Raw genomic sequence first — 25,417 nt, forward strand, 5'->3', positions numbered from 1 at the left:
ATCAGAGGTAGTTCAGCAAGGACAGTTGCGACAGCCGCGCGGTGACGCTGTAGCTGGCCTGCAACTGGGTCTCCAGGCTGGTAACCATGGTGGCGGCCTCATAGGGATCGACGTTCTCGTAGTTGCCGATCTGGGTCTGCTGCACCAGCGAAATATCCTCAAGCTGGGACTGCGCGTTGACCACCACCTGTTGGTTGAACCCGATGCCCGCCGAGATGGTCAGCATGTCCTGCACGCCCCTGCCGAGCGTATCGCTCACCTCGGCCATCCAACTCGCATATGTTGCCTCGTCCTCGATCTGGCTGACGTCGACGACCGAGAGCATGGCAAGCCCCTTGATCGTGTCCAGAAAGGCCGGATCGTTTGCCTGAACGCCGTAATCCAGCTGTTGCCCTTCCATGATCCGCGCGGTTACCCGGGTGTTCGGATCGCCGCTGTCGTCCAGCAAAGGTGTGCCGTTGTAAAAGGTGGCCTCGAAGTTGCGATCGGGATCCGTGGTATTCGTGGAGGAAAAGAACGCGTCGATCTCATCGAACATCGCCTCGGCCTCGGCAACGGTCGTCGGGCCGGATCCGACGATATCCGACAGCACCTCTTCGGGTGAAAGGCCGGTCGCCCCGCTTTCCTCTTCCCAGCGGGTCAGCGGCGCGCTGCCGCTTTCGGTCCCGGAAAACAGGAAATCGCCGTTGAAGCTGATGTTCAGCGTACCGATGATACTCTCCAGTGTCGCACGGGCCTGGGTTTGCAGCGCATCCGCCCCCAACGTAGGGTTCGTGGCGTTGATCAGCGTGTTCTGGAGCACCTCCGCGGCACCGTTGCGCGCCGTGTCGACCGCGGACAGCATGGCCTCCAGCTTGCTGTCCAGAACCTCGTTCACGGTCAGGTAGGTCTGGGTGTTCTCCTCGGTCGCGCGTAACGTCAACGCGATCGAGGCGCGCGGACCGAGATCGGCGAACACATCCGCCTTGCGCCCGGTCGCCAGTTCCTGGCCGGCGATCTGCAACTGCTCGGTCACGCGGGCCACGTTCAGGCGGTTGGAATAGCTGAACTGCATCGAAGAGACACCGCTAATGTTCCAGCTCATGACTTATCCTCAGACTGCGGCCAACAGCGTGTCGAGCATCTCGGCCACGGCTGTCAGCATCTTGGAATTCGCGGCATAGCTCTGCTCGATCAGCATGAGCTGTTGCAATTCGTCGTCGATACTCACCCCTTCGACGTTCTCGCGCGACGCCTGTACCATTTCGGCGGCGGAAACCGCCGCGTTGTAACTGCTTTCCACCCGCGCACGTTCGGCCGACTGGCTCGAAATCATCTCGGCGGCGAAATCCGCAACCGAAATCCCGGCGTACAGCCCGGTATCAGCGTCGGCGCCGACCGGGGTGTCGAGCGCGTCGATGAATCCCTGGATCTGGGTTGCGTCGGAAGCCGCTCCCTCGGCGGTGGCGGACATGCCGTCGCGCATGCGCCATACTTCGCTGTCGCCGGAGCTGCTGACCGCGTCGTTCACCCGGATACGGCTGGCCAGCCCATTTAGTTCGGTGGCGTCAAAGGCGCTGCCGTTGTCGGTGAAAAGGCCGGCCTCGCCCGCCGAAAGCGAGGCATCGGCGCCCTCGAACGCCTCGATCAGGCCGCGCGCATATTCGTCCAGCTGCAACTGGAAGCGCGGAAGGATGTCGCCATTCAGTTCCGCCAGCCCCGCAAGGCTGCCCTCTTCGATCCCACGCACACCATCCACGCCCGGGGTAATCTCGGCCTCGCCGGCAAAGAAGCGCCCATCGCCGGCGGAGTAGGTGACATCCTGCACTTGCGTCCCCTCCAGAAGCGCCGCGCCCCCGGTGGTGTACACGCTGATCTGGCCGTCGGAGGATTCCGTGATCCGTACCCCGACGATCTCGGCCACCTGGTCGAGCAACCCGTCCATCGAGTCGGCCACCTGCGCCGCCTCGATCGTCCCCGGCTCGTAATCGCGCATGGTCTTGTTCAGGTCGGCCAGATCGTAGAGGGCCTGGTTCAGGTCGGCGACCTCGTAGCGGATCTCCATGTCCACCTCGACCTGCAGGCTGCCCAGCGTGTCGCTGGCGCCCCGGATCGAGGCCGCCAGATCCTCGGCGGCATAGACGGCGGCCGTTTGCGCCCCGGTCGAAGAAGGCATGTTGACCAGCGTCGTCATCGCCGTGTTGAAGGCCGAGAACTTGTCCGCCGGCGACAGCCCGTCCCCCGGCTGGCCAAGATAGAGCGTGTAACTGGTCAACCCCTCCTGGATCGCCTCCAGGCTGGCCATCTTTCCGCTTTCGGTACGCGCCATGCGCACCAGCGCCGCATCGACATCGCGCCGCACCTCGGACACGGCCGACCCGCCGGTACTGGTGGTTACGATGACCGCTTCACGCTGGACATAGCCCGGCGTCATCGCATTCGCGATGTTGTCGGCCACGACTTGGGTCTGGGTCTGGGTCGTCGCCAGACCCGTCGATGCCGCGTTCAGCGCACTGGAAAGACTCATGGGTTATCCCCTGAAGGCCGACTCAGATCAGCGTTTGAGCGACGCGGTCTCACTCATCATCTCGTCCACCGTGGTGATCACCTTGGCGTTGGAGGAAAACGCGCGCTGGGCCTTGATCAGGTCGGTCATCTCCTCGGCGATATCCACGTTGGAGCTCTCCAACTGGCCGGAACTGATGGCGCCCGTGGACCCGGTGTTCGCCTGCAACGCCAGGAAGGTGCCGGTATCGACGGTCAGCCCGTAGGCATTGCCACTCATCTCGTACAGCCCGTTCGGGTTGGCCACCGTCGCGACCGGGATCTCGTACAGCGCGCGGCGCTGGCCGTTGTCGAAGATACCGTAGAGAATGCCGTCCTCGTCGATCTCGGTCCGGATCACCTCGCCCACGCTCGAGCCGTCGCGGGTGAAGGTCTGGCTGAAGTCGCCAGCGAACTGGGTGACCCCGTCGAACTCGTCCGGGGTGCCCAGGTTGACGGTGATCGTCTGCGGGGTGCCGCCGCTGTCCACGGTGACCGTGGCCTCGCCGGTCGCGGTGTCAAAGGTGAACCCCGCCGGCGCGGTGGCGGTCGAGGTCACATCGGAATAGGCAGAGGGCGAGCCCGCGAGGGAACCGGAATCGTTGAACTCCACCGTCACCGTGCCCAGCGCGGTGCCGTCACCGTCGCTGATCGTGACGTCCCACTGGTTGTCGGTCGTGGTCGGCTGCCAGGAAAAGCTGAGGCGCTCCGAGGCGCCGAGCGGGGTGAAAAACTCCGATGAGTTCGTGAACGGCGCCCCCGGCGTGGTCAGGCCCGACTCTTGCGCCGGCAGGTTGCCGATGGTCGAAATCTCGGTGGTCGCCGCCGCCGACAGGGTGATGTTGCCGATGTTCACCGTCTCCATGTCGGTGAAGGTGCCACGATCGACATCGGGAAGCGTTTCGTCGAGATCGTACCGATAGCCGGCCAGGTAGTACCCGGCCGCGTTCACCAGGTTCCCGTCCTCGTCCGGCAGGAACGACCCGGCGCGCGTCAGCATGTAGTTGGTCTGCACTGTCTCGTCCGGCCGCAGGGACACCGCGAAAAAGCCGTCGCCGCTGATCGCCAGGTCGGTCGAGGAATCCGTTGCGATCAGACTGCCGGCCTGGGTGATTTCCATTTCGTCGACTGCCGCGACCGACAGCACACCCTCAGCCGCGCCGCCCGTGGCCGCCGTCGTGACGAAATGGGAAAACCCGCGCTTGTACCCAACCGTGTTGGCATTGGCGATATTCTCGGAAATCCCGGCCACGGCCGTGGAATTGGCCTGTAACCCGCTGACCCCGATTTGGAGTGCGCTTGAAATGCTCATGACCGCCTCTTGTTCTTGTCGTTGACGCTTTTTCAACAAGGAATACACGACCGCGCTTTAAGGCAAGTTAAAAGTTCAAGAAAAACCAATGCGAAAGCAAGGAAAGCACAAGAACCTCTTGTCCGCCTTCCGCATGTGCCGCGATAACCCGGGCCGACCATCCGAGGATGTCAGAGCCCGACCTCTGCCCCGTCGATGGCGCCAACCGCCCGCTCCGCGCTTTCAAGGCGGGTATCGGCCGCTCCCTTGCTGAGCGGCTCCAGCGGCGCTGGGGTCTCGATCAGGCTGGTGGCGACATTCACCCAGGTCTCGGAGTCGGTCAGCCCCGGAAACGCCGCCACGATTTCGCCCGCGGTCCTGTCGTCACCGGATTTGCGGGCCGCCAGCAGCAGGTAGGAAGCATCGCGCGCGGTGAACTCCTCTGGGAAGGTCGTCCACAGCCGGCGATAGAACACGATCGCGCCATCCCAGCGCCCGTCCGACCAGAGGGCCAAGGCAAGGTCGCGCAAGCTCTGGGCGTCGGGATCAGCCACATAGGTCCTGCGCACCCGGTCGAAATCGCCCAGTTCGGAAAGAACGCTGGCCTTCAGCGCGTTGACCTGTTCGCGCTGCTCGGGGTTCCCCGGCACGCCGATCCCGTCCAACACGTCACGCGCCCCGGCATAGCGCCCGCCTTGCGACAGTGCGCGCGCCAGCTTTAGCCGCAGCCTTACAAGACGCTCGGGATCCGCGGGTTGTTCCGACAGCTCGGCCAGCTCCTCGACCAGCGCGATCGCCCGGCGATACTCGCCCGCCGCCAGGTCGGTTCCGCCAACCTCCAGCGCCCGATCCGCAAGCGCCTCGGAATACAGCGCGAAATCAGGGAAATAGCGATAGAGCGGCACCAGGCTCATGTGAACCGGCAACCATTCCGCCAGCGGCAATTTCCCCTCGACCCCCTCGCGGTAGGCCGCCGCCATGTCGATCCGCGCCCTCTCGACCGCCTCCTCGGCCGCCTCGGTGCCGGGAAAGCGCTGCATCAGCTTGCCATGCGCGACCAGCGCCTTGAAGGGATCGCCGGTCGCGGCGTAAATTCCACCAAGCCGGCGCAGCAGCTCGCGCTCGTACTGATCGCCGCGCCAGGCCCCTGCCCCGTATTCCAACACGTCCCGCGCCGCCAGCAGCGCGCCCCTGCCCCCATCGGCCAGCGCCATGTCGGCCAGCGCCAGCCGCGCCCGCGCCGCGTACAGATCCCAGCCGTCGCTGGCCGCGAAGTAAAGTTCCAGCGCGGTTCGCGCCTGTCCCTGCACCTCGGCCGCCCGGCCCCGCAAAAAGTACCCCACCGGCGCGTCGAACAGGTCGGGCACGCCCTCCAGCAGCGAAACCGCCCGCTCCGCCTGGCGGGTCTCGCCAGCCTCGACCGCCGCTTCGGTGAAAATCGGCAGCAACAGGCGCGCGATCGGCCGGGTCTGATCGGCCAGCACCGCGAGCGCGTCGGCCAGATTGTTGCGCAGCATCACCTCGTCGTCGGTGGCGATCGCCTGCAGCGTCAGCCACATGCCCCGATCCGTCCGTGACGCCGCAACCAAGGGCGACCCACCGAAGTCGGGAGCGGGCTCCCCGGTCAGAAGTCGCACCGCATCCCGCATCGCGCGCCAGCGGCGCGTCTCACCGGGGGACCTTGGTGCCACCTCGTCCAGGATCGACCGGGCCTCGTACAGCAGCGCGTGACCCAGATAAAGTTCGGCCATGTCGAGAAACACGCGGACCCGCTCGGGGCCATGCGCGGTGCTCAATGCCTCGATGCGTTGTGTCAAATGGTGATGAAATCCATCGGCAGGCCAGCGCCGCAGATCCATGTCGGCCTGCCCGGGTCGGCCCGGCTCGGGGCGTGCGACGGCGATCAGCTCGACCGGCGCGGACACGTCGACCGGCGCCCCGGTAGCCCAAACGCCGCCGGCCGAAAGCCCGCCCGCCAGTATTGCCGCAGCCGCTGCCGGTTTCTTCATGTGTACCGCCGACTGTCCTTGGGTTTCACCAAATACATCTTGCCTTAGTTCTTATATTGATGGATAGTTTACCATGCAGCAACAGGAATAATACCGAAAACTTGCCGGCCTATTCTTGCTGGCGCGCCTTGGGGACCACGGAACCAGTCATGAGTAACGCGGATTACGTCTCCCTTTCCCTTGCCTCGGCCCTGCAGCGCAGCATGGACATGTCGGCGCACAACATGGCGAACGCCTCCACCGCCGGGTACAAGACGATGCAGCCGCTGTTCGAGGCGGTCCAGCCGGAAGGAACCGAGGACACCGCGACCAGCTATGTCGAGGATCGCGGAATGTATCTCGACACCAGCCAGGGCGCCTTTGTCGCCACCGGCAACTCGCTTGACCTTGCCCTGTCCGGACCCGGCTGGCTGTCCTATCAGACCGACGGCGGCGCCACCGCCTATGGGCGCGACGGGCGGCTCACGATCAATGCCGACGGGCAGCTGTCGACCCTCACCGGCGCGCCGGTGCTGAACCAGGGCGGCGCGCCGATCACCCTGCCACAGGCGGTCGGTCAGAACCTCACCATTTCCACCGATGGCTCGATCACCGACGCCGAAGGGGCGGTGCTGGGCCAGATCGGCATCTTTCGCGTCCCCGAGGCCGACAACCTGGTACCGATCGGCAACGGCCTGTACCTCTATGGCGAGGCGGGCGCCGACATCACCCCGGCGACCGACACCACGGTGTCGCAGGGATTCATCGAACAAAGTAACGTACGGCCGGTGATCGAACTGACCCGGCTGATGGACATCCAGCGCGCCTATGAACGCGCGGCCAAACTGATGAGCGACAGCAACGATCTGACGCGGCAGGCGATCGAACGCCTGGGCAGCGTGATCTGAACCGCCGCGCTTCGGTCAAGGGGAGGACCCGAACATGAAGGCACTAGGAATCGCGGCGACCGGGATGCTGGCCCAGCAGACCAATGTCGACGTCATCGCCAACAACATCGCCAACGCCAACACCACCGGCTTCAAGAGCGGCCGGGCAGCGTTCCAGGACCTGATCTATCAATCCATGCGCCAGGAAGGGGCCCTGACCTCGACCGAGGGCACGTCGCGCCCGGTGGGCATGAACGTGGGTCTCGGCGTGCAAAGCGCCGGGGTGATCCGCCTGAACACGCAAGGCGGCCTGTCGCAGACCGAGAACCAGCTCGACATGGCCATCGAGGGGCTCGGGTTCTTCGTGGTAAACCGTCCCGACGGCACCCAGGCCTATACCCGCGCCGGCAGCTTCCAGCTCAGCGCCGAGGGCCAGATCGTCACGCTCGACGGCTACGAGATCGACCCCGGCATCAACGTGCCCGACAACACCCGCCAGATCGAGATCAACCAGGAAGGCGTGGTGATGGCCTATGTCGACAGCGATCCGGTCCCGGTCGAACTGGGCCAGCTCACCATGGCCACCTTCCTCAACGAGGCCGGGATGAAGCCGATCGGCAACAACATGCTGGAAGAGACCACCGCCTCGGGCGAGCCGACGCTGGTGAACCCGGGCGAGCCCGGCGTCGGCATCATCCGTCAGGGGTACCTGGAGAACTCCAACGTCAACATCATCCAGCAGATCACCGACCTGATCTCGGCCCAGCGCGCCTATGAGATGAACTCCAAGGCGATCGAAACCGCCGATGCGATGCTGTCCACCGCCAACCAGATCAAGTAACACGACATGTTCCGCTTCCAGACCAGCCCCTCGCGCCCAAGTCCCCACACCCGGCGGCTTGCCGGTGCGCTTGTCGCCGCCGCGATGTCGCTGGCGGGTCTGCCGGCGCTGGCCGCCGACATCGTGGGCCTTGTCAGCGAGCGCGCCGCGCAGGAGTTCGGCGCGGCCATGCCCGAGCGCGGCTTCTTCAACGTTCGCATGGCCGACGGGTTGCCCAGCGAGGGGTCCTTTATCCGCGAGTTCTGGATCGACCGCGATACCGGCCAGTTCATCGCCAACGTGATCACCGATCTCGGCGAGGTCCGGCGCGTCTGGGGCGTGGCCACCCTGACCCAGCCCGTGCCGGTGCCGGTGCGCCGGCTGATGCCCGACGACATCGTGCGGGCCGAGGACATCGAAATGGTGAATCTGCCCTGGGCGCGGGTCAATGCTTATGCCGTGACCGAGCGCGAGGCGCTGGTCGGCATGCAGGTGCGCCGGATGCTCTCTCCCGGGCGCCCGGTGCAGGTGCAATCGGTGCAACCGCCGGTCATCATCTCGCGCGGCGAGCGAGTGACGATCCAGCTCAGCTACGGCACGCTGCAACTCTCGGCCGAGGGCAAGGCGATTTCCGACGCGCACCTGGGCCAGGAGGTCCGGGTGGTGAACCTCAGCAGCAACAAGACGATCGTGGGCGTCGCCCGCGCCGATGGATTAGTGGAGGCCAGCTTTTGACCCTCGTGCATCTCACCCAGCCCGCCCGTAATCGGCTGCGCCCGGGGCGCGTCGGAACCGTGGCGGCCACGGCCGCCCTGGTCGCGCTGGCGGCCTGCGGGGAATACAGCAAGCACCGCAACCCCGAACTCAGCGACGTGGTGCTGGACGGTTCGACCATGCCCGAGGTCAACCGTATCAGCGTCCCCATGCCCGACGCCGAGCCGATGCGCCCGCCGCAACGCGCCGAGGCCTCGGGCCTTTGGGGCAAGAACACCCGCAGCTTTTTCGGCGACCGCCGGGCCGAGCAGGTCGGGGATCTGCTGACGGTCGAGATCAACATCGACGACAGCGCAAGCCTGAGCAATGCCTCGGAACGCAGCCGCAGCGGCAGCACCTCCGCGGACGACCCGGCGTTCCTGGGCTATGGCAGCCAGATCGACAAGATCCTGCCCGGCGTCGATGCCTCGGATCTGCCTACGGGCGGTTCGATCATAGACCTGGGGTCCACCTCCAGCACCGCCGGCGAGGGGTCGATCAAGCGCAAGGAGACCATCGAGCTGCGCGTCGCCGCCCTGATCGTCAAGGAATTGCCGAACGGCAACTTCGTGATCGCCGGCCGGCAGGAGGTGAAGGTCAACAACGAGCTGCGCGAGTTGCGCGTTGCAGGCGTGATCCGCCCGGTCGATATCGAGATCGACAACTCCATTCCCTACGACAAGATCGCCGAAGCGCGCATTGCCTACGGTGGCCGCGGGCAGTTGTCCCGGGTCCAGAATCCGCGTTACGGCGAGGACTTCCTGGACGTGGTCCTTCCCTACTGACCGGAGCATCCGGTGAAAAAGCTTCTCGCCATCCCGCTGGTGGCCCTCGTCATGGGGGGCGCCGGCTTTGCCCTCGGGCGCTATTTCTTTCCGCCCGAGACGACCGCCACTGCGACCGACCCCGAGGAGACCGAGGGCAACGGGGTCCTGTACAAGTTGCCGTTGGGAAGCCTGACATTCCAGGTTCTGCAACCGACACGCATCCTTCACATCGTCATAGATCTGGACGTGTTCGTCTCCGACGCGGCGGTCTACGAGCAGCTTGGCAACACCGGCGGCCGGGCCCGGCTGCGGGACACCACGATCGCCTCAGTCTCCGACATGGCAGAGACCATCCTCTGGGTCAAAACGGGTGAAGAGCGCACGATCGACAAGGTCGCCCTTGCCCAGCAGATCGTGCAGAAGCTGCACAACAGCTATCCGGCGGTCAAATCGGCGCAGATCAACCAGTTCCTGGTGTCGAACAAGGCCCGACAGTAACGCGCGCTGGCCTATCGAACCGCGAGAACCGAACTGGTCGCGACGGTCTCATCCCCGGTCAGGTTGTAGTACAGCTCGCCTTCGGCGAACAGCACCTCCTGCACAGCGGTCTTGCGATAGGTATAGGCGGTCACCTGGTCGCCATCGGCATTCAACGCCGTGAGCCGCACAGAGTAGAGGCCGTCCAGTACGTCCTCACCCAGGTCGTCCTTGCCGTCCCAGCCCAGTTCGACAAGCTCGCCCGTGGTAATCGGCAGCCCCGTCATGGTGCGCACCACACGATCCAGCGGATCAACGATCTGCGCCGAGACCTCCGCCGCCCCGTCGGGGAGCATGTAGTAGCCGTCCGAGGCCCCGTCCTCCAACATCGTGCTGGAGGAGGTCACCGTCACCTCGTGGCCGATCATGCTGGCCCCGGCGACCGCAGAAAGCGACCCGAACTGCGCCGAGAGGGTTTCGAGGTTGGCATTGGACTGCACCGCCTGTTCCACCTGGCTCAACTGCGCAAGCTGCGAGACGAATTGCGTGCTGTCCATCGGCTCCAGCGGGTCCTGGTTCTCGATCTGCGCGGTCAACAGGGTCAGGAACCGGGTGTAATCCTCGCTCAGAGCCGACAACGAACTGGTCGAGGCAGTCTCGGTCGTTTGCGTCGTTCCCGTTGCGATCACGTCCACCATTTGCGTTTCCCCTCAGGTCACGATGTCCAACCGGCCGTTGCCGATCTGTGATGTATGCACAGGTGCGGGGTCCGCCCCTGTCGCGGTCATGTCGTTTGCAGCGGCCATGGGCGCCCCGGCAGGCTGGTCGCCCTGCTGCCCCTGGCCGTTGCTGTCCGAGAAGGACTGCAGGTCAAGCGACCCCGTGTCCAACCCGCCCAGCACCTGCGCCAGCAGATCACGCTCTTCGCGCAGGGCATTCAGCACCGCCGGGTTCTCGGCCCGCACCACGACCTTGAGCGCGCCGTCCGATCCGGTGGTCACGTCCACCTCGATGGTGCCCAGCCCCCGTGGGCTCAACTCGATCCGGGTCCGCCCCTCGGCGATCTCGGCCGAGCGGACCTGCGACGCCACCGCCGCCGCAAAGCGCGACGGCTCGGCAGATGCCTCTCTGGACGCCACCGCGCCCGTCGCCTGGTCCCGCACTGGCTGGCCGCCCTGCGCCAACGCACGGGCAACATCCTCGGGGGTGATCAACGGCTCGACCGGCCCAAGGCGCCGTGCGATTGCCGTCGCCTCGATGCCCGTTCCGCCGCCGGTAATCGCGCCCGCCGCCACATCCGGGCCGGAGGCACCGGAAAGATCGGCCGCCACCGCCACGACCCGCGCCAAGAGCGCCCGAGCACCGCCGTCGCCAGTGGTCCCCGACGATCCGGAGCGGAAAGCGGGGAAGAGATCCGCCAGATCCGCTTGCACCGCCTCTGCTTGAGGTGCTGTCTCGACGGTCGTCGCACTCGCGCTGCCTGTCGCAGGTGTCACGGTCGCGGCCAGATCCCCGATCGCGGGTTCGGTCGTCGAATTCGCGACGGGTGGAGTTTCCAGCCCGTCCGGCAGCACCGCAGCCGCCATGATATCGCGTACAAACGCCCGGCCTGCTTCGCCCACCCCGGACGCCGTGCGGCGCGCCATCCCTGAGGCGCTGATGTCCCGCAAGGCGCTGGTGACGATCGAAAGGGCAGATTTCAACGCCTCCACGGCCGCCATCGGATCGGCAAGCGCGGCTGTCATGCCTGCGTCGTCAGTCACCACTCTCAGGTCTTCGTCCGTCAACCCGACCTGCACTTTCGCAACCAGGTCCGATCCGGTTTCGTCCTCGTACCCGGCCAGCGCGGTGGCGAGGTCCGCCGCCAATTCGGCCACGGCCTCGAGCGTCTCTGCGGGATCGTCCCCCTCGGGGTCGAGTTGGGCGGCCTTTTCGCCCAATCCGAGGAGATTTTTGTACAAATCCTTCCGCACCTTTGCGCCGGAGGTCCCGTCATCGCCCACCAAGGAAAGAGCCGCGTCGGTATTCGCTTGCCCGAACAGCGCGGCAAACCCTTCGGTCGCCTTTTCCGACGCAGCCGTGCCCTCCGGTCGAAGGCCGGTCAGAAGAGACGCGAGATTGATCGCGGTGCTCATCCCGTCACCCCAACTGCGCGGTCTTCGATCAGGTGCAGCTTTTTTCGGCTGAGCCCCAGCCGCCGTGCCAAGTCCTCGACCGTATCAGGCACCTGTCGCAGGTCGCGGGCCACCACGATCTCGCGATCCACCTGCCATCGCCCTGTCAAAACGCGCTCCTGCTCCACATCCAGCAGCGACGCCTTGCGCGCCGTTGCGAAAGAAATTGCCATGACCTGCCTCGCGAAATCGTAACGTTTCGTCGCGGACAGGAAATCACAGCAAGGACAACATGCAAAGATATATATGCTTAACGGGCGCTAAATCGCTCGATTTGTTGCCGAACCCGACGGTCACCCGACCGGTGACGCCCTATCGGACCCGTCGTTCGTCCGGACGAGAGGGCCGGTCGGCGTCGGGCAGGATCCGCGCCACGTCGCGGGTCAGGGCCCGCAACGCCGGGCCGGGCAGCTCGCCCCCGGCGATGTGATATGTACCGCGGGCGCCAGTCGGACCCCGGCCACCGGTCGCGATCTCGTTCAGGATACGGCCCAGTTCCTCTCCCAGGGCCCGGCCGGAAAAGGACATGGCGTCGGCGAAACCGACAGGTTCGATCAGGACGAGCGCATCACGCGGCACATCCAGGCCCAGTTCCTCGGCCAGCACATCGCCGAGCGGCGCGCCCGGAAGCAACTCGTCAGTCTCCATCATGGCAAAGGGCCGGGCCACCTCGGCATGGGCGACCAGCGTGACCATCGGCACGGTCAGCAACGCCCCCAGCAGCCGCGCCAGGGGTGACATGTTTTCAGCCGCGCGGGCCTCGATCGCACCGCTCCAGATCTGCTCCAACACCACGTCGCTTTGCATTCTGGCCCCCAGATTTTGCCCCTACTTCCGCAATACAGACCATATTTAGTTTCTCGGGAAAGAAGAATGCCTTCTTTGTAAACCCCACAGTAACCAGTGTTTCCACCCTGGCCCTGGTCCGCCCACCCGGGCGACCCAGATGACCCTTGGCATTTCGGGTGCGCATTCAACCGCCTATCAAGAAAAGCTTACTCCACATCTAGCCCCCACCGCCTGCAGATACACAACAGGTTGGCGCAACCACTACGGGTTGAAGGTCGAGATATGCACAGGGACAGATTTACAATTCGATGCTTGACGCGATCCGGCCGGCGGCGTTTCCTCGTCGAATCCCACCTTGAGACCGAAGAACGAGTCGCGCGGAGCCTATTCGACCGGTGCAGGCGGCGTCGAGGCGACGGGTTCGAGCGTGAGGACATAGCCGGAGGATCGCACCGTGCGCACCGAGATCCGTTGACCGAAGGCGGCAGTCAGTTTCTTGCGTATCTTGGCGACATGAACATCGAATTTCCGGTCGCCATAGGTCCAGGGACGATGGTCGATCGCATGACTCAGGGCGTCGCGCGTCACGATCTCGCCGCTGTTTGCCAGCAGCACGTTGACCACCTGGGCCTCGGCCTCGGTCAACCCGGAACGGCAGACGATATCGGCCTCGGCGTCCCAATCCGCGCGCAGATCGACCCGGTCTCCGAGCATCCCGCTCTCCTCGGCACCGATCCGGGCCCGCAACCGCAATGCGAACTCTTTCAGCGACACCGGGGCACAAACCACGTCATCGGCCCCGGCCAGGAAGGCCTCGACGCCTGCCTCGGGCCGGTCGCGCCAATCCAGGAAAAAAATGACGGGCGCAGGGTGCAGGTCCGCGGCGGTGCGGATCAAGGTCAGCGTCCGGCCCGGCACATCGCCGCCCCCCACGATCAGAACCCGTGGCCACCTGCCCTGATCCAACAACGCGCTTGCCTCGTCGGCCGTGGCCACGGCATGGGCACGGCGACTCAGGATCACCGAGAACAAGTGATCCAGCGCGATGCGCATCGCCATGTCTTCCTCGACGATCAGGGCGAAGAGACGGTCTTCGCGTTCATCCGATTGGGTCACTGCGCACGCTCCTGCCTGCTTGCCGGTGCCCGAAATCGACCAAAAGGCACCCGGCGGCGGGAGTTTAACCGCGCCGACAGGCTTGATGCCAGCGACATTTGGACCGCCCGAAAGGGGAAGAACAGCCAGGGATCAGCAAGAACAATCCGCATCAAAACATGGGATTTTAATCGGATCGTAACCATTTCCTTTCACTGTCCTTGGAAGTTTTGACCAAAATTTAACCCGGCAGGCCATATACCTTGGCTGAGGCACGACTATATACGGACGGCGGCGCGACGAGGTGCACCGCTGGAAAGAGCAGCCGGGGTGGCAATGTCAGGATCAAGAAGCAACAGGGTTGGACGTCATGCCGCGATCGTGGCCGCGGACCGGGTCAAGCGCCTGCTCGCGGTGGTCGAAGACGACGCCTTTCTGTCCGAAGTCCTGCACAGCGCCAACAAGACGATTTCCATCGGTCGCATCCCCCCGTCCGCCCCGAAACAGGGGGCAGAACCGGAGCAGCAAACTGGTTCCCAGCCGACACCGCTGGGGCCGGCCTATCACGCCGCCAAGTCGAGATCCCTGCGCGTGGGCAGATCCGCAGCCGCCGGACGCAACCGCCCGCAAGGACGCGCGTGAGCATTGCGTGCAGACACGGGTCACGACGGATCGGCCAATGGCGGTGTTCTTGACATCGTTCCGGCGACACACTTAGCCTGCGCAGATTGCGCTAGGCGGCTGACGTAAATACGGGACCCAGGGCTCATGAACGCGAACGAATCAGACGCCGCACCGACCCCGCCGAAGGCAACGGTCACCGACGCGGTTGCCCGGGTCGTCGCCGCCTATGCCGGTCGCGCCGATACCAGCCCCGACGACATCGTGGCGTTGGCCCTCCGGCTCTCTGACGTGTTTTCGTCGCTCGAAGATCTCCCCACAACCGCCCCGGGATCCATACCGGAGGCAGGTGGCCCCGCCCGCGTGACCACCGGAACCCCGGTGCCGGCGGTTCCGATCGACAAGGCGGTGACCGATGACAAGGTGTTCTGCCTGTGTTGCGGGCGCGGTTTCACCATGCTCAAGCGTCATCTCAAGGCCGAACATGGCCTCACGGAAGAGGAATACCGCACCCTCTTCGGCCTGCCCGAGGACATGCCGCTGGTGGCGCCGAACTATTCCGAACGCAAGGCCGCCTATGCCAAGCGTGTCGGTCTGGGCAAGTACCAGCGCGATCACGCGGACCCATCGGACACCGACGCCGACTGATACCGTCCCGGCGCGACCCGTCGCCACCGCCTTAATTCCCTGTGGACTGCCCAAAACTTGTCTGAATTGCGCCCATCTGAGCGCACCTTCCGCACCGATACCTTGTGAAGTGCCGACCCGCATCCTGTGTGCGGCCGGTCGTCTTATCCGGTTGAACCGGCCCTCACGAGGCAGACCCGAATGGCAGCGAAGAAGAAACAGACCATCGTCCGCAAGGTCGAGATCATCGAGGAGAGCGGCCACCACGGAGGGGCATGGAAGGTCGCCTATGCGGACTTCATGACCGCCATGATGGCGTTCTTCCTGCTGCTGTGGATCCTGTCCTCGGCCGACGAGCAGAAGCTGCGCGGCATCGCCGAGTATTTCACCAATGCGACCATGCCCAGCGGCAGCGGCCTACTGGACGGGGCCACCTTCGGTCCGCCGGGAACGCTGAACGCGTCACGTGGAGAGATCGTGGCGCGCGGCAACGACTTTGGCGAGGTCGACGAGCCCAGCCCCGCCAAATGGGAGGTGATGGACATCACCCCCACCTCCGACCCGAGTGAGATCACGCCGGGAACCCACAAGGGCGAGTTCGAGAACCCGGCGGCGGGCGCGCCCTCCAAGTTCGCCCTGCAGGACGACGGCAGCACCGCCGACGGCAATGGCAATCAAACCCGCACCACTTGGACACCCGGTCAGCCCAATGACCAGAAGATCGCGGATGCCGCTGCGGCCGAGGCCCGCGCCCTGTACGCCGCCGATAGTGCGCAGTTCGCCGCGCTCGAGTCCGAGCTGCGCCAGGCCATCCAGGAAAACCCCGACCTGAAGCCGCTGGAAAAGAACGTGATCTTTGAAAAGACGCCCGAGGGCCTGCGCATCCAGGTGGTCGATCAGCAGGGCCAGCCGATGTTCAACTCCGGCAGCGCCGAGATGCGCGGCGCCACGCAGGACCTGATGGAAAAGCTGGGGGGATCGCTGGCCGACATGCCCAACAACATCGTGATCTCGGGCCATACCGATGCCGTTCCGTTCACCAACCGGGTCGCCTATGACAACTGGGACCTGTCCTCGGACCGGGCCAATGCGATGCGCCGCGTGCTATTGAAATCGGGCGTCGCGCAGTCCCGCATCACCCGGGTGTCCGGCATGGCCGACACCGAGCTGCTGGTGCCCGACAACCCGCTCGATCCGTCCAACCGCCGGATCACGGTGCTGTTGGAATACCGCAAGCCGAAACCGGCGGGCCACCCGGTTACCAAGCGGAGTTCCGACGCCGAGGCCAACGCGGTCGGAACCGCGCCGGTGGAAACACCGCCCGTCATCAACGCACCGGCCTCTCGCGAGACCAGGGTCGTGCCCCAGAACGCGCCGGAGCAGGTCACCCAGCTGGAGGCTTCGGTTTTCGAGGATCTGCGCAACGCCCTGCGCTAGGCCGATGGCGATGTGAAGCGACAGGCTCTGCCCCCCGGGCGGAGCCTTGTCACCTTTCTCAGCCCGCGCGTGCCGCCTGCCACGCGCTGCGGAAACGGTCCCAGTCGATCGGGGCCTCGGCCCCCAGAGAGCCGGGATCGCCCAAGTCACCCAGTTGCATGCCCACCTGCATCAGGACCAGGGCCGCCGCGATGCCGGTCAGCGCCAGCAGGCGACGACGATACCGGCGTTTGCGCCCCTGCGCGGCGGCAACCTGCGCGGGTTCGTCCGGCTGCGGCTGGTCGCCCTCTGGCTCCGCCTCCGTTTCGGGCAGGGTCTGCACATTAGTTTGCGGGATCCGGGCCGGTGCCGGCTCAGGCCGAAGGTACAGGAACGCGCCGCTTCCGGTCAGTTCCGCCGCCCCGGCGCCGTCGGCGAATACCATCCGTAGGCTGGACGGCAGGCTCTTGGTCCGAATCCAGATCCGGCCTGGCAATGGCGAGGCCATGTCCCAGGGCGGTTCCAGCCGGATCGCGACAACATTGCGGTCGTCGCGCAGGTAAATCAGGTCGGGATCGCCGATCCGGATATCGGCCCCGCCGGCCCCGAGCCGTTCGACCAGAATCCAGCCGTTTGCCTCGGGCCGGATGATGCAGGCCACTGGCGGCATCTCCGTGAGGGCGAGTTCGCGCGCCGAGCGGAACCGTGGTCCCGGCTGGGTCGGCGTCGCCCGCTGCATGAACCCGGGCAAAAGCGCCTTGCGCACCCGCCCGCTGCGCGACGAGCGCGCAGCATCCGCCACGGCGGCCGCCGATTTGCCGCGACACGATACGAAAGCGGCCGGGTCAGGGGTCGCCGAGGTGCGATCCGAACCGGCCCGCGCCGGACCTGCCTCGACACCGAGAAAGACCGCGGGGTCCAGCCCCTCTTCCTGCGCGAAAGCGTAGTTGACGGCATAGTCGGAGGCCTCCTCGACGATCTCCGGGGCCTCGGCCACCAGCGACAGCAATCGGCGTTCGTCGGAATAAAGAAGGGACCGTGATGCGTATCCCGGAACCGCCGGGAAAAAGCACAGCTCCTGCCCGGTCAAACGAAGGTGCGCCTGCAGGCGGGCAGGAAACACCTCGGCCTCGTCCCGGTGAAACACGATCAACTGGCAGTCGCCGCTCTCCATCAGGCAGACGGCAAGGCACATCTTCTCGGGCCAGTCGCGAAATGTCTGGCGCACTTCGACCGGCCCCATAAGGACAGCCATCACCTTTTCCTTGCCAGACATGCGATGCATCCTTTCCGCACCCACACGGTACATGAATAAATCCTGTATCATCTGCCTAGATCTTGTCAATTATTCTTGGGTTTTTGATGCTATTTTGCGGATTATCGGCAAACTTTTTGTTTTATTCTTGCCGGAACGCCGTATAACCTAGAACGTCAGAAGGAACCGGCTGTCGGCGGCCTGTGTCAGCCCAACGGACTGTATCGCGTCATGACCATCGTTCTCGGCTTCATCCTCGTCATCGGCCTGGTGTTCGGCGGCTACATGCTGTCGGGCGGCGAGATGGGGGTCATCCTGCACGCCATGCCCTTCGAGGGGATGATGATCGGCGGTGCGGCGCTGGGATCGTTCATCGCCGCCAATTCCTTTGGCCAGATCATCGAAACCACGAAATCGGTGTTCAAGGCCTTCAAGGGGCCAAAGTGGAAGCAGCAGGATTACATCGACCTTCTGAACCTGATGTACACGCTGACCCGGATGTACCAGAAGGACGGCATCCTCGCGCTTGATCCGCATATCGAGAATCCGCACGACAGCCAGATCTTTTCGCAGTTCCCCAAGCTGCAAAAGGATCACTTCGCGATCGACCTGATCACCGACAGTTTCCGCATGCTGGCGCTGCAGTTCGACGATCCGTTCCAGACCGAGGACGTGATCAACAAGAAGCTGAAGAAACACCACCACGAGTCACTGGCCGCCTCGCACGGGCTGACCACCGTGGCCGATGCGCTGCCGGCGATCGGCATCGTCGCGGCGGTCCTGGGCGTGATCAAGACCATGGGGTCGATCGACAAACCCCCGGCGGTGCTGGGCGAGATGATCGGCGGTGCGCTTGTGGGGACCTTCCTCGGGGTGTTCCTCGCCTATCTGTTCGTGGCGCCGGTCGCCGGTCGGCTTGCCGACATCGAGGAGCAGGACGGTGCCTTTTACGCGGTGATCCGCGACATCTTCATCGCGGTCCTGCATGACCATTCGCCGACGATCTGTATCGAGATCGGCCGCGGCAACATCCCGACCAAGCTGCAACCGAACTTCTACGAGATGGAAGAGGCGCGGCAGGACATGGCCGAGGCGGCCTGATGCCATGCCGACGCGACGCAGGATCTCGGCGCTCAGGTTGATCCAGAAAATCAAGCAGCACGAGATCGACGGATACGCCGCGCGCATGACGTCGATCCGGGCAGAACAGGCCGCGCTGCAAGAGGAACTGGCGGCCCTTCAAACCCGCGCCGAACAGGAAGGACATGTCACCTCGCCCGAGGGGGCGCCCTATCTGGCGGGGTTTCTGCGCGCGGTCGAGGCACGACGCGTTTTTCTGACCGGGAAATTGGACGCCTTGCAGCAGAAGGCAGCGCAGATCGAGGCACAACTGCTGGGCAGCTATCGCGAGGCGAAGACCAACGATGCGGCGCTAGACACGTCGCTGGAACAGCAGCGTCAGCACGAGACCCGTCAGGAGATGGCCGAAACCGAGGAGATCGCCCGAAACGTCTACCTGCGACGCCGTATGGAATAAGCCGGCGGCGTCAGGCGGCGTCGGCGATCCCGGCGGCCCAGATTTCCCGGATCTCGGTGGCCAGGGTAGTCGGATCGAACGGCTTGGTGATCACCCCGAGGTCATGCGCCTTGAGCAGCGCCTCGCGCTCCGACTCCATGACCTTGGCGGTCATGTAGATACCCGGCACCTGCTCGTACCCCGGCAGGGCGCGTATGGCCACAAGGGTCTCTGGCCCGGTCATCCCCGGCATCTGGACATCGGTCAGGATCAGATCAGGCGCGAAGGCCTCGATCACCTCGAGGGCCTCCGATCCGCAACCGGCCTGCATCACCTCGAATCCGCCGATCATGTCCAGTGCCATATGGGCAATCTCGCGGATGTCGCTTTCGTCCTCGATATGAAGGATCTTTGTCAGTTCAGCCAAGACAGTCTTCCTTTCTTCTTCCGTTGCGCCCGCCGTGGCGGGCCATGGTTAAACCGCCTTGCGGCGAGCCTTGCCCCGGCCTCCGCCAGCGGGACGTGCGAATTTCGAAACAACCCCCCGGCCGGTCGCACCCGGGTTCTTCCGGGCAACGATGGTCAGGATCGGGAGGGTTTGCGGCAGTCTTCCGGTGGCGACCGGCAGCACACAGGTCACGTCGGCCTCGGGACCGGTCTGGTGCGCGGCGACAACGTCGAACCCGCCCTGCCCGGCCATCTCGATCGCATCGGCCGCAGTGCCGACGCGCCGGATCTCGATCCCGTCAGGGATCGGTCCAACCGCGCGCGCCCCGTCCTCCAGCTGCAGAACCCGGATCGCCGGGGCGCCCGGTGCCGGCGCGCACACCTCTTGCAGCCAGGTCGCGAGAGCGGCAAGAGATCCGTCGGGCGACTCCGTCGGCGCGCCATCCGGCGTCTGATCCGCGGCGATCTCCAGCACCTTGACCGGTCGATTTTCCAGCGATCCTTGCTCGCTCATCCGCTTGAACAGGTTCCGACCCTGCTCGCCCAACCAGCTTGACGCCGATGATTGGCTGGCAACGCCCACGCCGCGCGCGACCTGGCTTGCCAGAACCTGACCGCCTTCGACCTCGACCCGGCTCCCGTCCTGTCGCAGCAGGGACACAAGCGCGGCAAGGGCTGCGTCATCGGCATTCTGCGGCTTGATGTTCGTGGGGCCGGGCAAGTCCGAGAACGCGATTGTTCTGTCTTGCCCCTCTGCCACCGAGGTGTCCGCCTCGGTCAAAACGTCGCCGCGCAACCGCGGCAGGTCCACAAAGAACTCCGAGCCCTCGCCCTGCTGGCTCTTGAAAAAGATGGCCCCCTGATGCTCCTCGACGATCCGCTTGACGATCGACAGGCCAAGGCCCGTTCCGCCCTTTGAGCGGGTATCGGAGCTGTCGACCTGGGTGAACTTGTCGAAGATCGTCGGCTGCGCGGCCTTCGGGATGCCTGTGCCGAAATCCCGCACCGAAATGCGGAGACCGCCGCGATGCGGTCGCAGCCAGATCACGATTTCGGCGCCAATTGGCGAAAACTTGGCCGCGTTCGACAGCAAGTTGTCCATCACCTGCATCAACCTGTTGCGATCCCCCCGCGTCGTCAAAGGTTGACCGTCGTTGTCGACTTCGCAACGCAGGATCACGCCGAACTTCTCGGCGTAAAAACGGTTTGCCTCCTGCGCGGCAGCAAGCAGCTCGGCAAGGTCGAGCTCTTCCATGTTGAAGTCCATCTTGCCGGCCTCGATCTTTTCAAGGTCGAGGATGTCGTTGATCAGCAAGGCCAGCCGGTCGCAATTGGTGCTGGCCATCGAAACCATCTTCTTCACCGGGTCGGACATGTCGCCCACCGAGCCGGACAACGCCAGCCCGAGCGCGCCCTTCATCGAGGTCAGCGGCGTGCGCAGCTCGTGGCTGACGGTAGAGATGAATTCATTCTTTGCCCTCTCGGCCTGCTTGCGTTCCGTGATGTCGCGGTAGATCGCGATCAGGCGCGGCTCGTCGTGGTCGGGCTGCACGTATTCGAGGCTGATCTCATAGGGGGTTCCCGACTTGGTCGTCACCTCCCATGTCAGGCGCCGCTGCGGTCCTTCGATCAAAAGGTCACGCCGCATTTCCAAGGTATTCAGATCCGCGTCGGTAATGAAGTGTCCGACCCGCTTGCCCTTCCATTCGCCGCCCATACGATCGCGGACAAGACGCCGAACCGCTGCCTTGTTGCAATACAGCATTTCCAGGGTGTCCGGGCGCAACACCACGACCTGATCGTCGATCAGCTCCAGCGAGTCGTTGAAGCGTTCGTCGGAGATGCCCTTGCGAATCTGGGTCATGTCCGTGGCAACAACTGCAATTTCACTCAACTGGTCATTGGCCCCGGTCACCGGAATGCAGCTGCATTCGACCCAGGCAAGGGTGCCGTCTTCCTTGCGAATCTGCAACGGCCCGTTCCAGGCGGCGCCCATCTGCATCGAGCCGACAATTTCTTCAATCCGCGTATCCGCATCCATCTCATCCAACAGGGCGACAAGAGGTTTGTTCACGATGTCCCGGCGCCGGCGATCCGCCATCTCGCAGAAGCGGTCATTGACGTAGGAAATCCGCCCGTCCCGCGTCAGCATGCAGAACACCGTGTGTTCCTCGACGGCCTTGCGATAGAACTCCTTGGAGCGCACCTCGGACTGCAGCACATTGCGGCGATCCTCGGCAAGCTGGATGTTGCGCTGAAGCTCATGGGCAAGAAAGGCCAGCGACACCAAGGTTGCGGCGATGGCCGCCAGGATCGGCAAACGATAGGCCCGAAAGATCCGGTTCGCCGCCTGCAGCAGGTAATTCTCATAGGGCCGGGCGCGCAGCGAAATCAGCAGGTCGTGCACCGATTGATAGTTTTGCGGCGCCTGCCACAGCGCCCCGCCGGCAGCCCTGGACTGGGGGCTGTCCACCGTCACGCCGAGCAAGGTGTTGATGACCATCCCCAGGACCGGTTCGGGCACCTCGGGCAGGGCCGAGAGGACCCAGTCGGGGTAAAGCGGGGTCGACGCCCAAAAGGGGAACTCGTCATGCGCGATCGGCGAGACCGGGGCGAAATCCTTCAGGTCGACCACGTCCTTTTCGGCCAAGTCCTCCAGCAGCCCCGCGCGCACCACGCCGGCATCCACCAACCCGGATTGGACGGCATAGACCACCTCGCGCTGGTTGCCGCCGGAGAACACCAGTTCCGAGACCACCTGCCGCGGGTCCATCCTGCGCTTGCGAAACTCCTGCGCCGCCAACCACCAACCGCTGAAATCGCCCGGGTCGACCGCCATGATCTTGCGACCGTCCAATTGGCGGATGTCCCGGATCGAGCTGTCGGCGCGGGCAAAGATCACGGCCCCGGTCTGGTCATAGGTCCGGCCCTGCCACATATGCGCCGCCGACAACAGCGGGCGGGCCTGGCTCTCGACCTCGGCCGCCACGAAGGACGCGGGGTCGGTCAGCAAGAGGGCGATCTGCTCGTCGCCGATCGCCTGCATGAGAGAAGTGGCAGTGTAGGGGGCGATACTGAAATGGTAAGGTAGCCCCTGCGCCTGCGCCGCCTGGTTCAGCAACTCGGCGGTCGGCGTCCAGGCCTCCATGGTCCGCGTGGCGCCTTCGCTGGCCAGCACTCCGATCCGAAAGGGGACGATGTCAGCCTCAGCCGTATCAACCTGCGCCCGCGCCGTCACGGGCGCGAACCCGCCAAGTCCGACGACAAGGAACAGGGCAAGAAACGCAAGAACCGGGGATCCCTGAGGGCGGCACATGGTTTCGAAAAACGACTTGGCCGCCTTACGCAGCATCGAGGTTCTGTTCCATCTCGTCGAGGAGCTGGTTGAGAAGATCCTTTACGTCGTCAATTTCCGCGGGATGAATCTCGGCATCGAGGGCATCGATTTTCACTTCGAGGGTCGCGGCCTTGGTGCCAATTTCATCGAAGCCGACGCTGCCGCATATGCCGTGGAGTTTGTGCGCGCGCGCCCGAATATCGGCACAGGCGTCCCGCCAGTCCTCTTCGTGCTGCAAATCTCCCAATAGATCGTAAAGTTCATCGACCCGGTCCGAAAGGGACGAGATGAACCGCTCACGTATGCGCGCGAGACCTGCGCTGAGCTGTGTCGCCGTGTCGGCGTTCAACCTTTGTACCATTTGATTTTTCCAACCCGCTCTGCCTGCTTTTTTATTTTGGCGCTTCCCCGTCGCCTATTGTTTCGTCGGTTAACTCAGTATTCATGAAAACCGGCAGCAATGAGGCAATAGACCAATCTCATTTAAGGAATGTTTAAAAATTTGCGTGGTTGTCGCCGTTTTGGCAACAACTGATGCGCATTGGCAACGCCTTCCGAACGCACTGAGCGCCCGACCCGGAAAGGTCAGAGCGCTCAGAAATCCCGATTTCAGGATATTGATCACCGAGAAACTCAGGCGGCGTGGGAGATCACCCGGGCAGATGCCTTGTGCGATTGGCTCAGCGGATTGCGCTTCGGTACCGCGCTCAGGTTTTCAACCGCCCGGTCCAGGAACCGAAGATCATCGCGCCGCTCCAGCAACTTGGGCGATGCCGGCTCTCCAACCTGGGCGGTAAAGCTGGTGGTGATCTCTTCGCAGTATACAAGTTCCGGGTCGTTGAGCATGGCAACCAGGTGATCCCGCATCGGCTCGGGTTGCGGGAGCATCCTCCGCGGCCCGACGCACATGAACACCCCGCCCCCGATGTAGGAGACGAAGGCCTGCGTGCCGACCAGCGCGTCCGAGAGCACCTCGGCCACGTCCGTTACCACATAGGCAAACTCCTCGGCCGAAGACGCCGCATGAACCCGCTCCAGTTCCGGGACGCGAACGGCAAAAGCCCCGATCGAGAACTGCTTTTGCTCCTTCATGATCATGACGTAGTTCTGCAGGACACCGTTCGAGACGTAGCCCTTGATCTCTTCGATCGCGACGGCCTCGGCAAAGGCGGGCTTGTGGCGTTCGGCGTGGGTCGGGCTCTTGGTCGCGATGGCGGCCCGACGGGTTTCCGCCTGGAGCTTGTCCGCCAGGCGGATGCGGGTGATCAACTCCGTGGTGTCGAATGGCTTGGTCACGTAATCGGTCGCGCCAGCAAGGAAGGCCCGGTCGATGTAATCTTTCTGGTTCATCGCCGTGATCATCACGATCGGCGCATCGCGGTAATGCGCCATGTCGCGGACCTGGCGGGTCAGGTCGATACCGTCCATGCCCGGCATCTGGATGTCGAACATAAAGGTGTCGAACGGGGTGCCCGCCGCCGCGATCTTGCGCAGCGCGTCCTCGCCGCTTTCGGCCAGGGTCACTTCGGAATAGCCATGCGCTTCGAGCGTCGCCAAAAGCAACTCCCGGATCAGTTCGTCGTCGTCTACCGCAAGGATTCTCATGTCGTTCTCCAGTGTTTCCGCCCGTGTTCTGCCGACGGTCACATCGCCTTGAAGCGCTTCTGCGCATTAATTCGATCACGGGCGGCGTCTGCCTTGATGCAGGACCGTTCTCACCCGCTGCTTTGTCTGGAATCATCTAGCGGTACAAATGTGGCGCAAATTTGGCCCAGTGACGGTTGTGTCACGGCAGATCCTACCCGCCGGCGGTTGCACCCTTGGTTTTCCCGGAAATCGCCCGGATTCCGGGCAGTCTAGGCCATCAGTTGCGAAATGGATCCTGCGCATCCGGATCCACCTCTTGCCAACGGTGGCGGCCGGTCGACTCGCCATCGGAGACGCAGCGGAGGATCTTTCGTCGCGTGTCGGTAACGATTTCGCGGCGAACCGGCGCCTCGACCGAGATCGTCGCCCCAGGCGAATAGGCAAGGCCCGCGTAATAACAAAAGCGAAGCTCCACATGCGCGGGCAGGGGACTCGCCCCAAAGGCCGTGGAAGGTTGTTCCGACCGTGCGACCGACCCGAGGGTCATCGCCAGCCCGACCGCAATACTGCCCGCGGTCAACATCGCACGCCCGGCATGGGTCGCCGTTTTCTGGGTCTCGTTCATTTCAATCGTCCTCCGGCTGACCGCCGCAAGGATATGAGGTCTGGTCGCAAATCCCCAGATCAATTCCACAAGCGCGGTGGCCCAACGCCCGGGGCAACGCGGTCATGCCGGCTTGAAACGCAAGAGCCCCGGAGAGGATGTCTCTCCGGGGCTCTGCGATTTGGTTGCGGGAGCAGGATTTGAACCTGCGACCTTCAGGTTATGAGCCTGACGAGCTACCGGACTGCTCCATCCCGCGCCAGTAGGGTGTATTTAGTGATATCGTTGGGCGGCCACAAGGCCTTTCAGGGATGTTTCTTTCTTTTTTTCGTCCCTAGGCGCGCCTCGGTTTTGCCACAGGCGCGAGCCTTGCACACCTGAGCGAAAGGCCTCTGATGCGTCGCATTTTTTCTGAATTTTGGTTATCTTGTTTTCGATCATAC

Annotated in this window: 25 protein-coding genes and 1 tRNA gene; 10 read left to right on the forward strand and 16 right to left on the reverse strand. The window is 64.2% G+C overall.

Annotation, left to right across the window (positions count from 1 at the left end; translation table 11 throughout):
• Position 1: 1 nt before the first annotated feature.
• From ABWV23_RS05520 to ABWV23_RS05535, 4 genes are all read right to left on the reverse strand, one after another.
• On the reverse strand, positions 2-1,084 hold the full coding sequence (locus tag ABWV23_RS05520) for a flagellin N-terminal helical domain-containing protein (RefSeq protein WP_353345770.1): 1,083 nt from the start codon (positions 1,082-1,084) through the stop codon (positions 2-4).
• 9 nt (positions 1,085-1,093) lie between these two features.
• Positions 1,094-2,506, reverse strand: coding sequence for a flagellar hook-associated protein FlgK (flgK, locus tag ABWV23_RS05525; protein WP_353345772.1), 1,413 nt, complete (start codon positions 2,504-2,506; stop codon positions 1,094-1,096).
• A gap of 27 nt (positions 2,507-2,533) precedes the next feature.
• Positions 2,534-3,835, reverse strand: a complete 1,302-nt coding sequence (locus ABWV23_RS05530) for a flagellar hook protein FlgE (protein ID WP_353345774.1) — start codon at positions 3,833-3,835, stop codon at positions 2,534-2,536.
• A 170-nt stretch (positions 3,836-4,005) separates the two neighbouring features.
• Positions 4,006-5,823 carry a hypothetical protein gene (locus ABWV23_RS05535; protein WP_353345776.1) on the reverse strand — a complete coding sequence of 606 codons (1,818 nt, stop codon included), beginning with the start codon at positions 5,821-5,823 and terminating at the stop codon, positions 4,006-4,008.
• A gap of 149 nt (positions 5,824-5,972) precedes the next feature.
• On the opposite strand from ABWV23_RS05535, the gene ABWV23_RS05540 reads away from it, so the two are divergent.
• The 5 genes from ABWV23_RS05540 to ABWV23_RS05560 are packed head-to-tail and all read left to right on the forward strand — an operon-like array spanning position 5,973 to position 9,527.
• Positions 5,973-6,710: a flagellar hook-basal body complex protein gene (locus tag ABWV23_RS05540; protein WP_353345778.1), complete on the forward strand. Its 738-nt coding sequence runs from the start codon at positions 5,973-5,975 to the stop codon at positions 6,708-6,710.
• A 34-nt stretch (positions 6,711-6,744) separates the two neighbouring features.
• Positions 6,745-7,530, forward strand: a complete 786-nt coding sequence (flgG, locus tag ABWV23_RS05545) for a flagellar basal-body rod protein FlgG (protein ID WP_353345780.1) — start codon at positions 6,745-6,747, stop codon at positions 7,528-7,530.
• 6 nt (positions 7,531-7,536) lie between these two features.
• A complete protein-coding gene (flgA, locus tag ABWV23_RS05550) occupies positions 7,537-8,244 on the forward strand; it encodes a flagellar basal body P-ring formation chaperone FlgA (RefSeq protein WP_353345782.1) in 708 nt (235 codons plus the stop codon).
• 5 nt (positions 8,245-8,249) lie between these two features.
• Positions 8,250-9,047, forward strand: coding sequence for a flagellar basal body L-ring protein FlgH (flgH, locus tag ABWV23_RS05555; protein WP_353345834.1), 798 nt, complete (start codon positions 8,250-8,252; stop codon positions 9,045-9,047).
• A 12-nt stretch (positions 9,048-9,059) separates the two neighbouring features.
• Complete coding sequence (locus ABWV23_RS05560) at positions 9,060-9,527, forward strand: hypothetical protein (RefSeq protein WP_353345784.1); 468 nt, start codon at positions 9,060-9,062, stop codon at positions 9,525-9,527.
• An 11-nt stretch (positions 9,528-9,538) separates the two neighbouring features.
• Here the strand turns inward: ABWV23_RS05560 and ABWV23_RS05565 are convergent, their stop codons facing one another.
• The 5 genes from ABWV23_RS05565 to ABWV23_RS05585 form a co-directional block, all read right to left on the reverse strand.
• Positions 9,539-10,204: a flagellar hook assembly protein FlgD gene (locus ABWV23_RS05565; RefSeq protein ID WP_353345786.1), complete on the reverse strand. Its 666-nt coding sequence runs from the start codon at positions 10,202-10,204 to the stop codon at positions 9,539-9,541.
• A 12-nt stretch (positions 10,205-10,216) separates the two neighbouring features.
• Positions 10,217-11,641, reverse strand: a complete 1,425-nt coding sequence (locus tag ABWV23_RS05570; RefSeq protein WP_353345788.1) for a flagellar hook-length control protein FliK — start codon at positions 11,639-11,641, stop codon at positions 10,217-10,219.
• Positions 11,638-11,853, reverse strand: a complete 216-nt coding sequence (locus ABWV23_RS05575; RefSeq protein ID WP_353345790.1) for a hypothetical protein — start codon at positions 11,851-11,853, stop codon at positions 11,638-11,640. Before ABWV23_RS05575 ends, ABWV23_RS05570 begins: the two co-directional genes overlap by 4 nt.
• A gap of 139 nt (positions 11,854-11,992) precedes the next feature.
• Positions 11,993-12,487 carry a hypothetical protein gene (locus ABWV23_RS05580; RefSeq protein WP_353345792.1) on the reverse strand — a complete coding sequence of 165 codons (495 nt, stop codon included), beginning with the start codon at positions 12,485-12,487 and terminating at the stop codon, positions 11,993-11,995.
• Positions 12,488-12,853: 366 nt separating this feature from the next.
• A complete protein-coding gene (locus ABWV23_RS05585) occupies positions 12,854-13,585 on the reverse strand; it encodes a response regulator transcription factor (protein WP_353345794.1) in 732 nt (243 codons plus the stop codon).
• A 360-nt stretch (positions 13,586-13,945) separates the two neighbouring features.
• Between ABWV23_RS05585 and ABWV23_RS05590 the strand changes: the two genes are divergently transcribed.
• The 3 genes from ABWV23_RS05590 to ABWV23_RS05600 all read left to right on the forward strand — a co-directional run bounded on the left by ABWV23_RS05590 (position 13,946) and on the right by ABWV23_RS05600 (position 16,249).
• Entirely contained in the window at positions 13,946-14,206 is a 261-nt protein-coding gene (locus tag ABWV23_RS05590; protein ID WP_353345796.1) for a hypothetical protein, read from the forward strand.
• 126 nt (positions 14,207-14,332) lie between these two features.
• Positions 14,333-14,833, forward strand: coding sequence for a Ros/MucR family transcriptional regulator (locus ABWV23_RS05595; protein ID WP_353345798.1), 501 nt, complete (start codon positions 14,333-14,335; stop codon positions 14,831-14,833).
• 180 nt (positions 14,834-15,013) lie between these two features.
• Positions 15,014-16,249 (forward strand): flagellar motor protein MotB, encoded by a 1,236-nt coding sequence (locus ABWV23_RS05600; protein ID WP_353345800.1) that lies wholly within the window; start codon positions 15,014-15,016, stop codon positions 16,247-16,249.
• Positions 16,250-16,307: 58 nt separating this feature from the next.
• On the opposite strand, the gene ABWV23_RS05605 is transcribed toward ABWV23_RS05600, so the two are convergent.
• Positions 16,308-17,504: a hypothetical protein gene (locus tag ABWV23_RS05605; protein ID WP_353345802.1), complete on the reverse strand. Its 1,197-nt coding sequence runs from the start codon at positions 17,502-17,504 to the stop codon at positions 16,308-16,310.
• Between the two features lie 210 nt (positions 17,505-17,714).
• Here ABWV23_RS05605 and motA point away from each other — a divergent pair, with 210 nt between their 5' ends.
• Positions 17,715-18,584, forward strand: coding sequence for a flagellar motor stator protein MotA (motA, locus tag ABWV23_RS05610; RefSeq protein WP_353345804.1), 870 nt, complete (start codon positions 17,715-17,717; stop codon positions 18,582-18,584).
• 4 nt (positions 18,585-18,588) lie between these two features.
• Positions 18,589-19,020, forward strand: coding sequence for a hypothetical protein (locus ABWV23_RS05615; RefSeq protein ID WP_353345806.1), 432 nt, complete (start codon positions 18,589-18,591; stop codon positions 19,018-19,020).
• 10 nt (positions 19,021-19,030) lie between these two features.
• Here the strand turns inward: ABWV23_RS05615 and ABWV23_RS05620 are convergent, their stop codons facing one another.
• The 6 genes from ABWV23_RS05620 to ABWV23_RS05645 all read right to left on the reverse strand — a co-directional run bounded on the left by ABWV23_RS05620 (position 19,031) and on the right by ABWV23_RS05645 (position 25,233).
• Positions 19,031-19,426, reverse strand: coding sequence for a response regulator (locus ABWV23_RS05620; protein WP_353345808.1), 396 nt, complete (start codon positions 19,424-19,426; stop codon positions 19,031-19,033).
• 48 nt (positions 19,427-19,474) lie between these two features.
• On the reverse strand, positions 19,475-22,798 hold the full coding sequence (locus ABWV23_RS05625) for a PhnD/SsuA/transferrin family substrate-binding protein (RefSeq protein ID WP_353345810.1): 3,324 nt from the start codon (positions 22,796-22,798) through the stop codon (positions 19,475-19,477).
• On the reverse strand, positions 22,788-23,132 hold the full coding sequence (locus ABWV23_RS05630) for an Hpt domain-containing protein (protein ID WP_353345812.1): 345 nt from the start codon (positions 23,130-23,132) through the stop codon (positions 22,788-22,790). Before ABWV23_RS05630 ends, ABWV23_RS05625 begins: the two co-directional genes overlap by 11 nt.
• 284 nt (positions 23,133-23,416) lie before the next feature.
• Positions 23,417-24,388, reverse strand: a complete 972-nt coding sequence (locus ABWV23_RS05635) for a response regulator transcription factor (RefSeq protein ID WP_353345814.1) — start codon at positions 24,386-24,388, stop codon at positions 23,417-23,419.
• Between the two features lie 259 nt (positions 24,389-24,647).
• The gene (locus ABWV23_RS05640; RefSeq protein WP_353345816.1) at positions 24,648-24,995 is read right to left on the reverse strand and encodes a DUF1496 domain-containing protein; all 348 of its coding nucleotides are present in this window, start codon (positions 24,993-24,995) and stop codon (positions 24,648-24,650) included.
• A gap of 161 nt (positions 24,996-25,156) precedes the next feature.
• Positions 25,157-25,233, reverse strand: a tRNA-Met gene (locus tag ABWV23_RS05645).
• Between the last annotated feature and the right edge of the window lie 184 nt (positions 25,234-25,417).

This window comes from Aquicoccus sp. SU-CL01552 (assembly GCF_040365005.1).
Classification (GTDB): domain Bacteria; phylum Pseudomonadota; class Alphaproteobacteria; order Rhodobacterales; family Rhodobacteraceae; genus Antarcticimicrobium.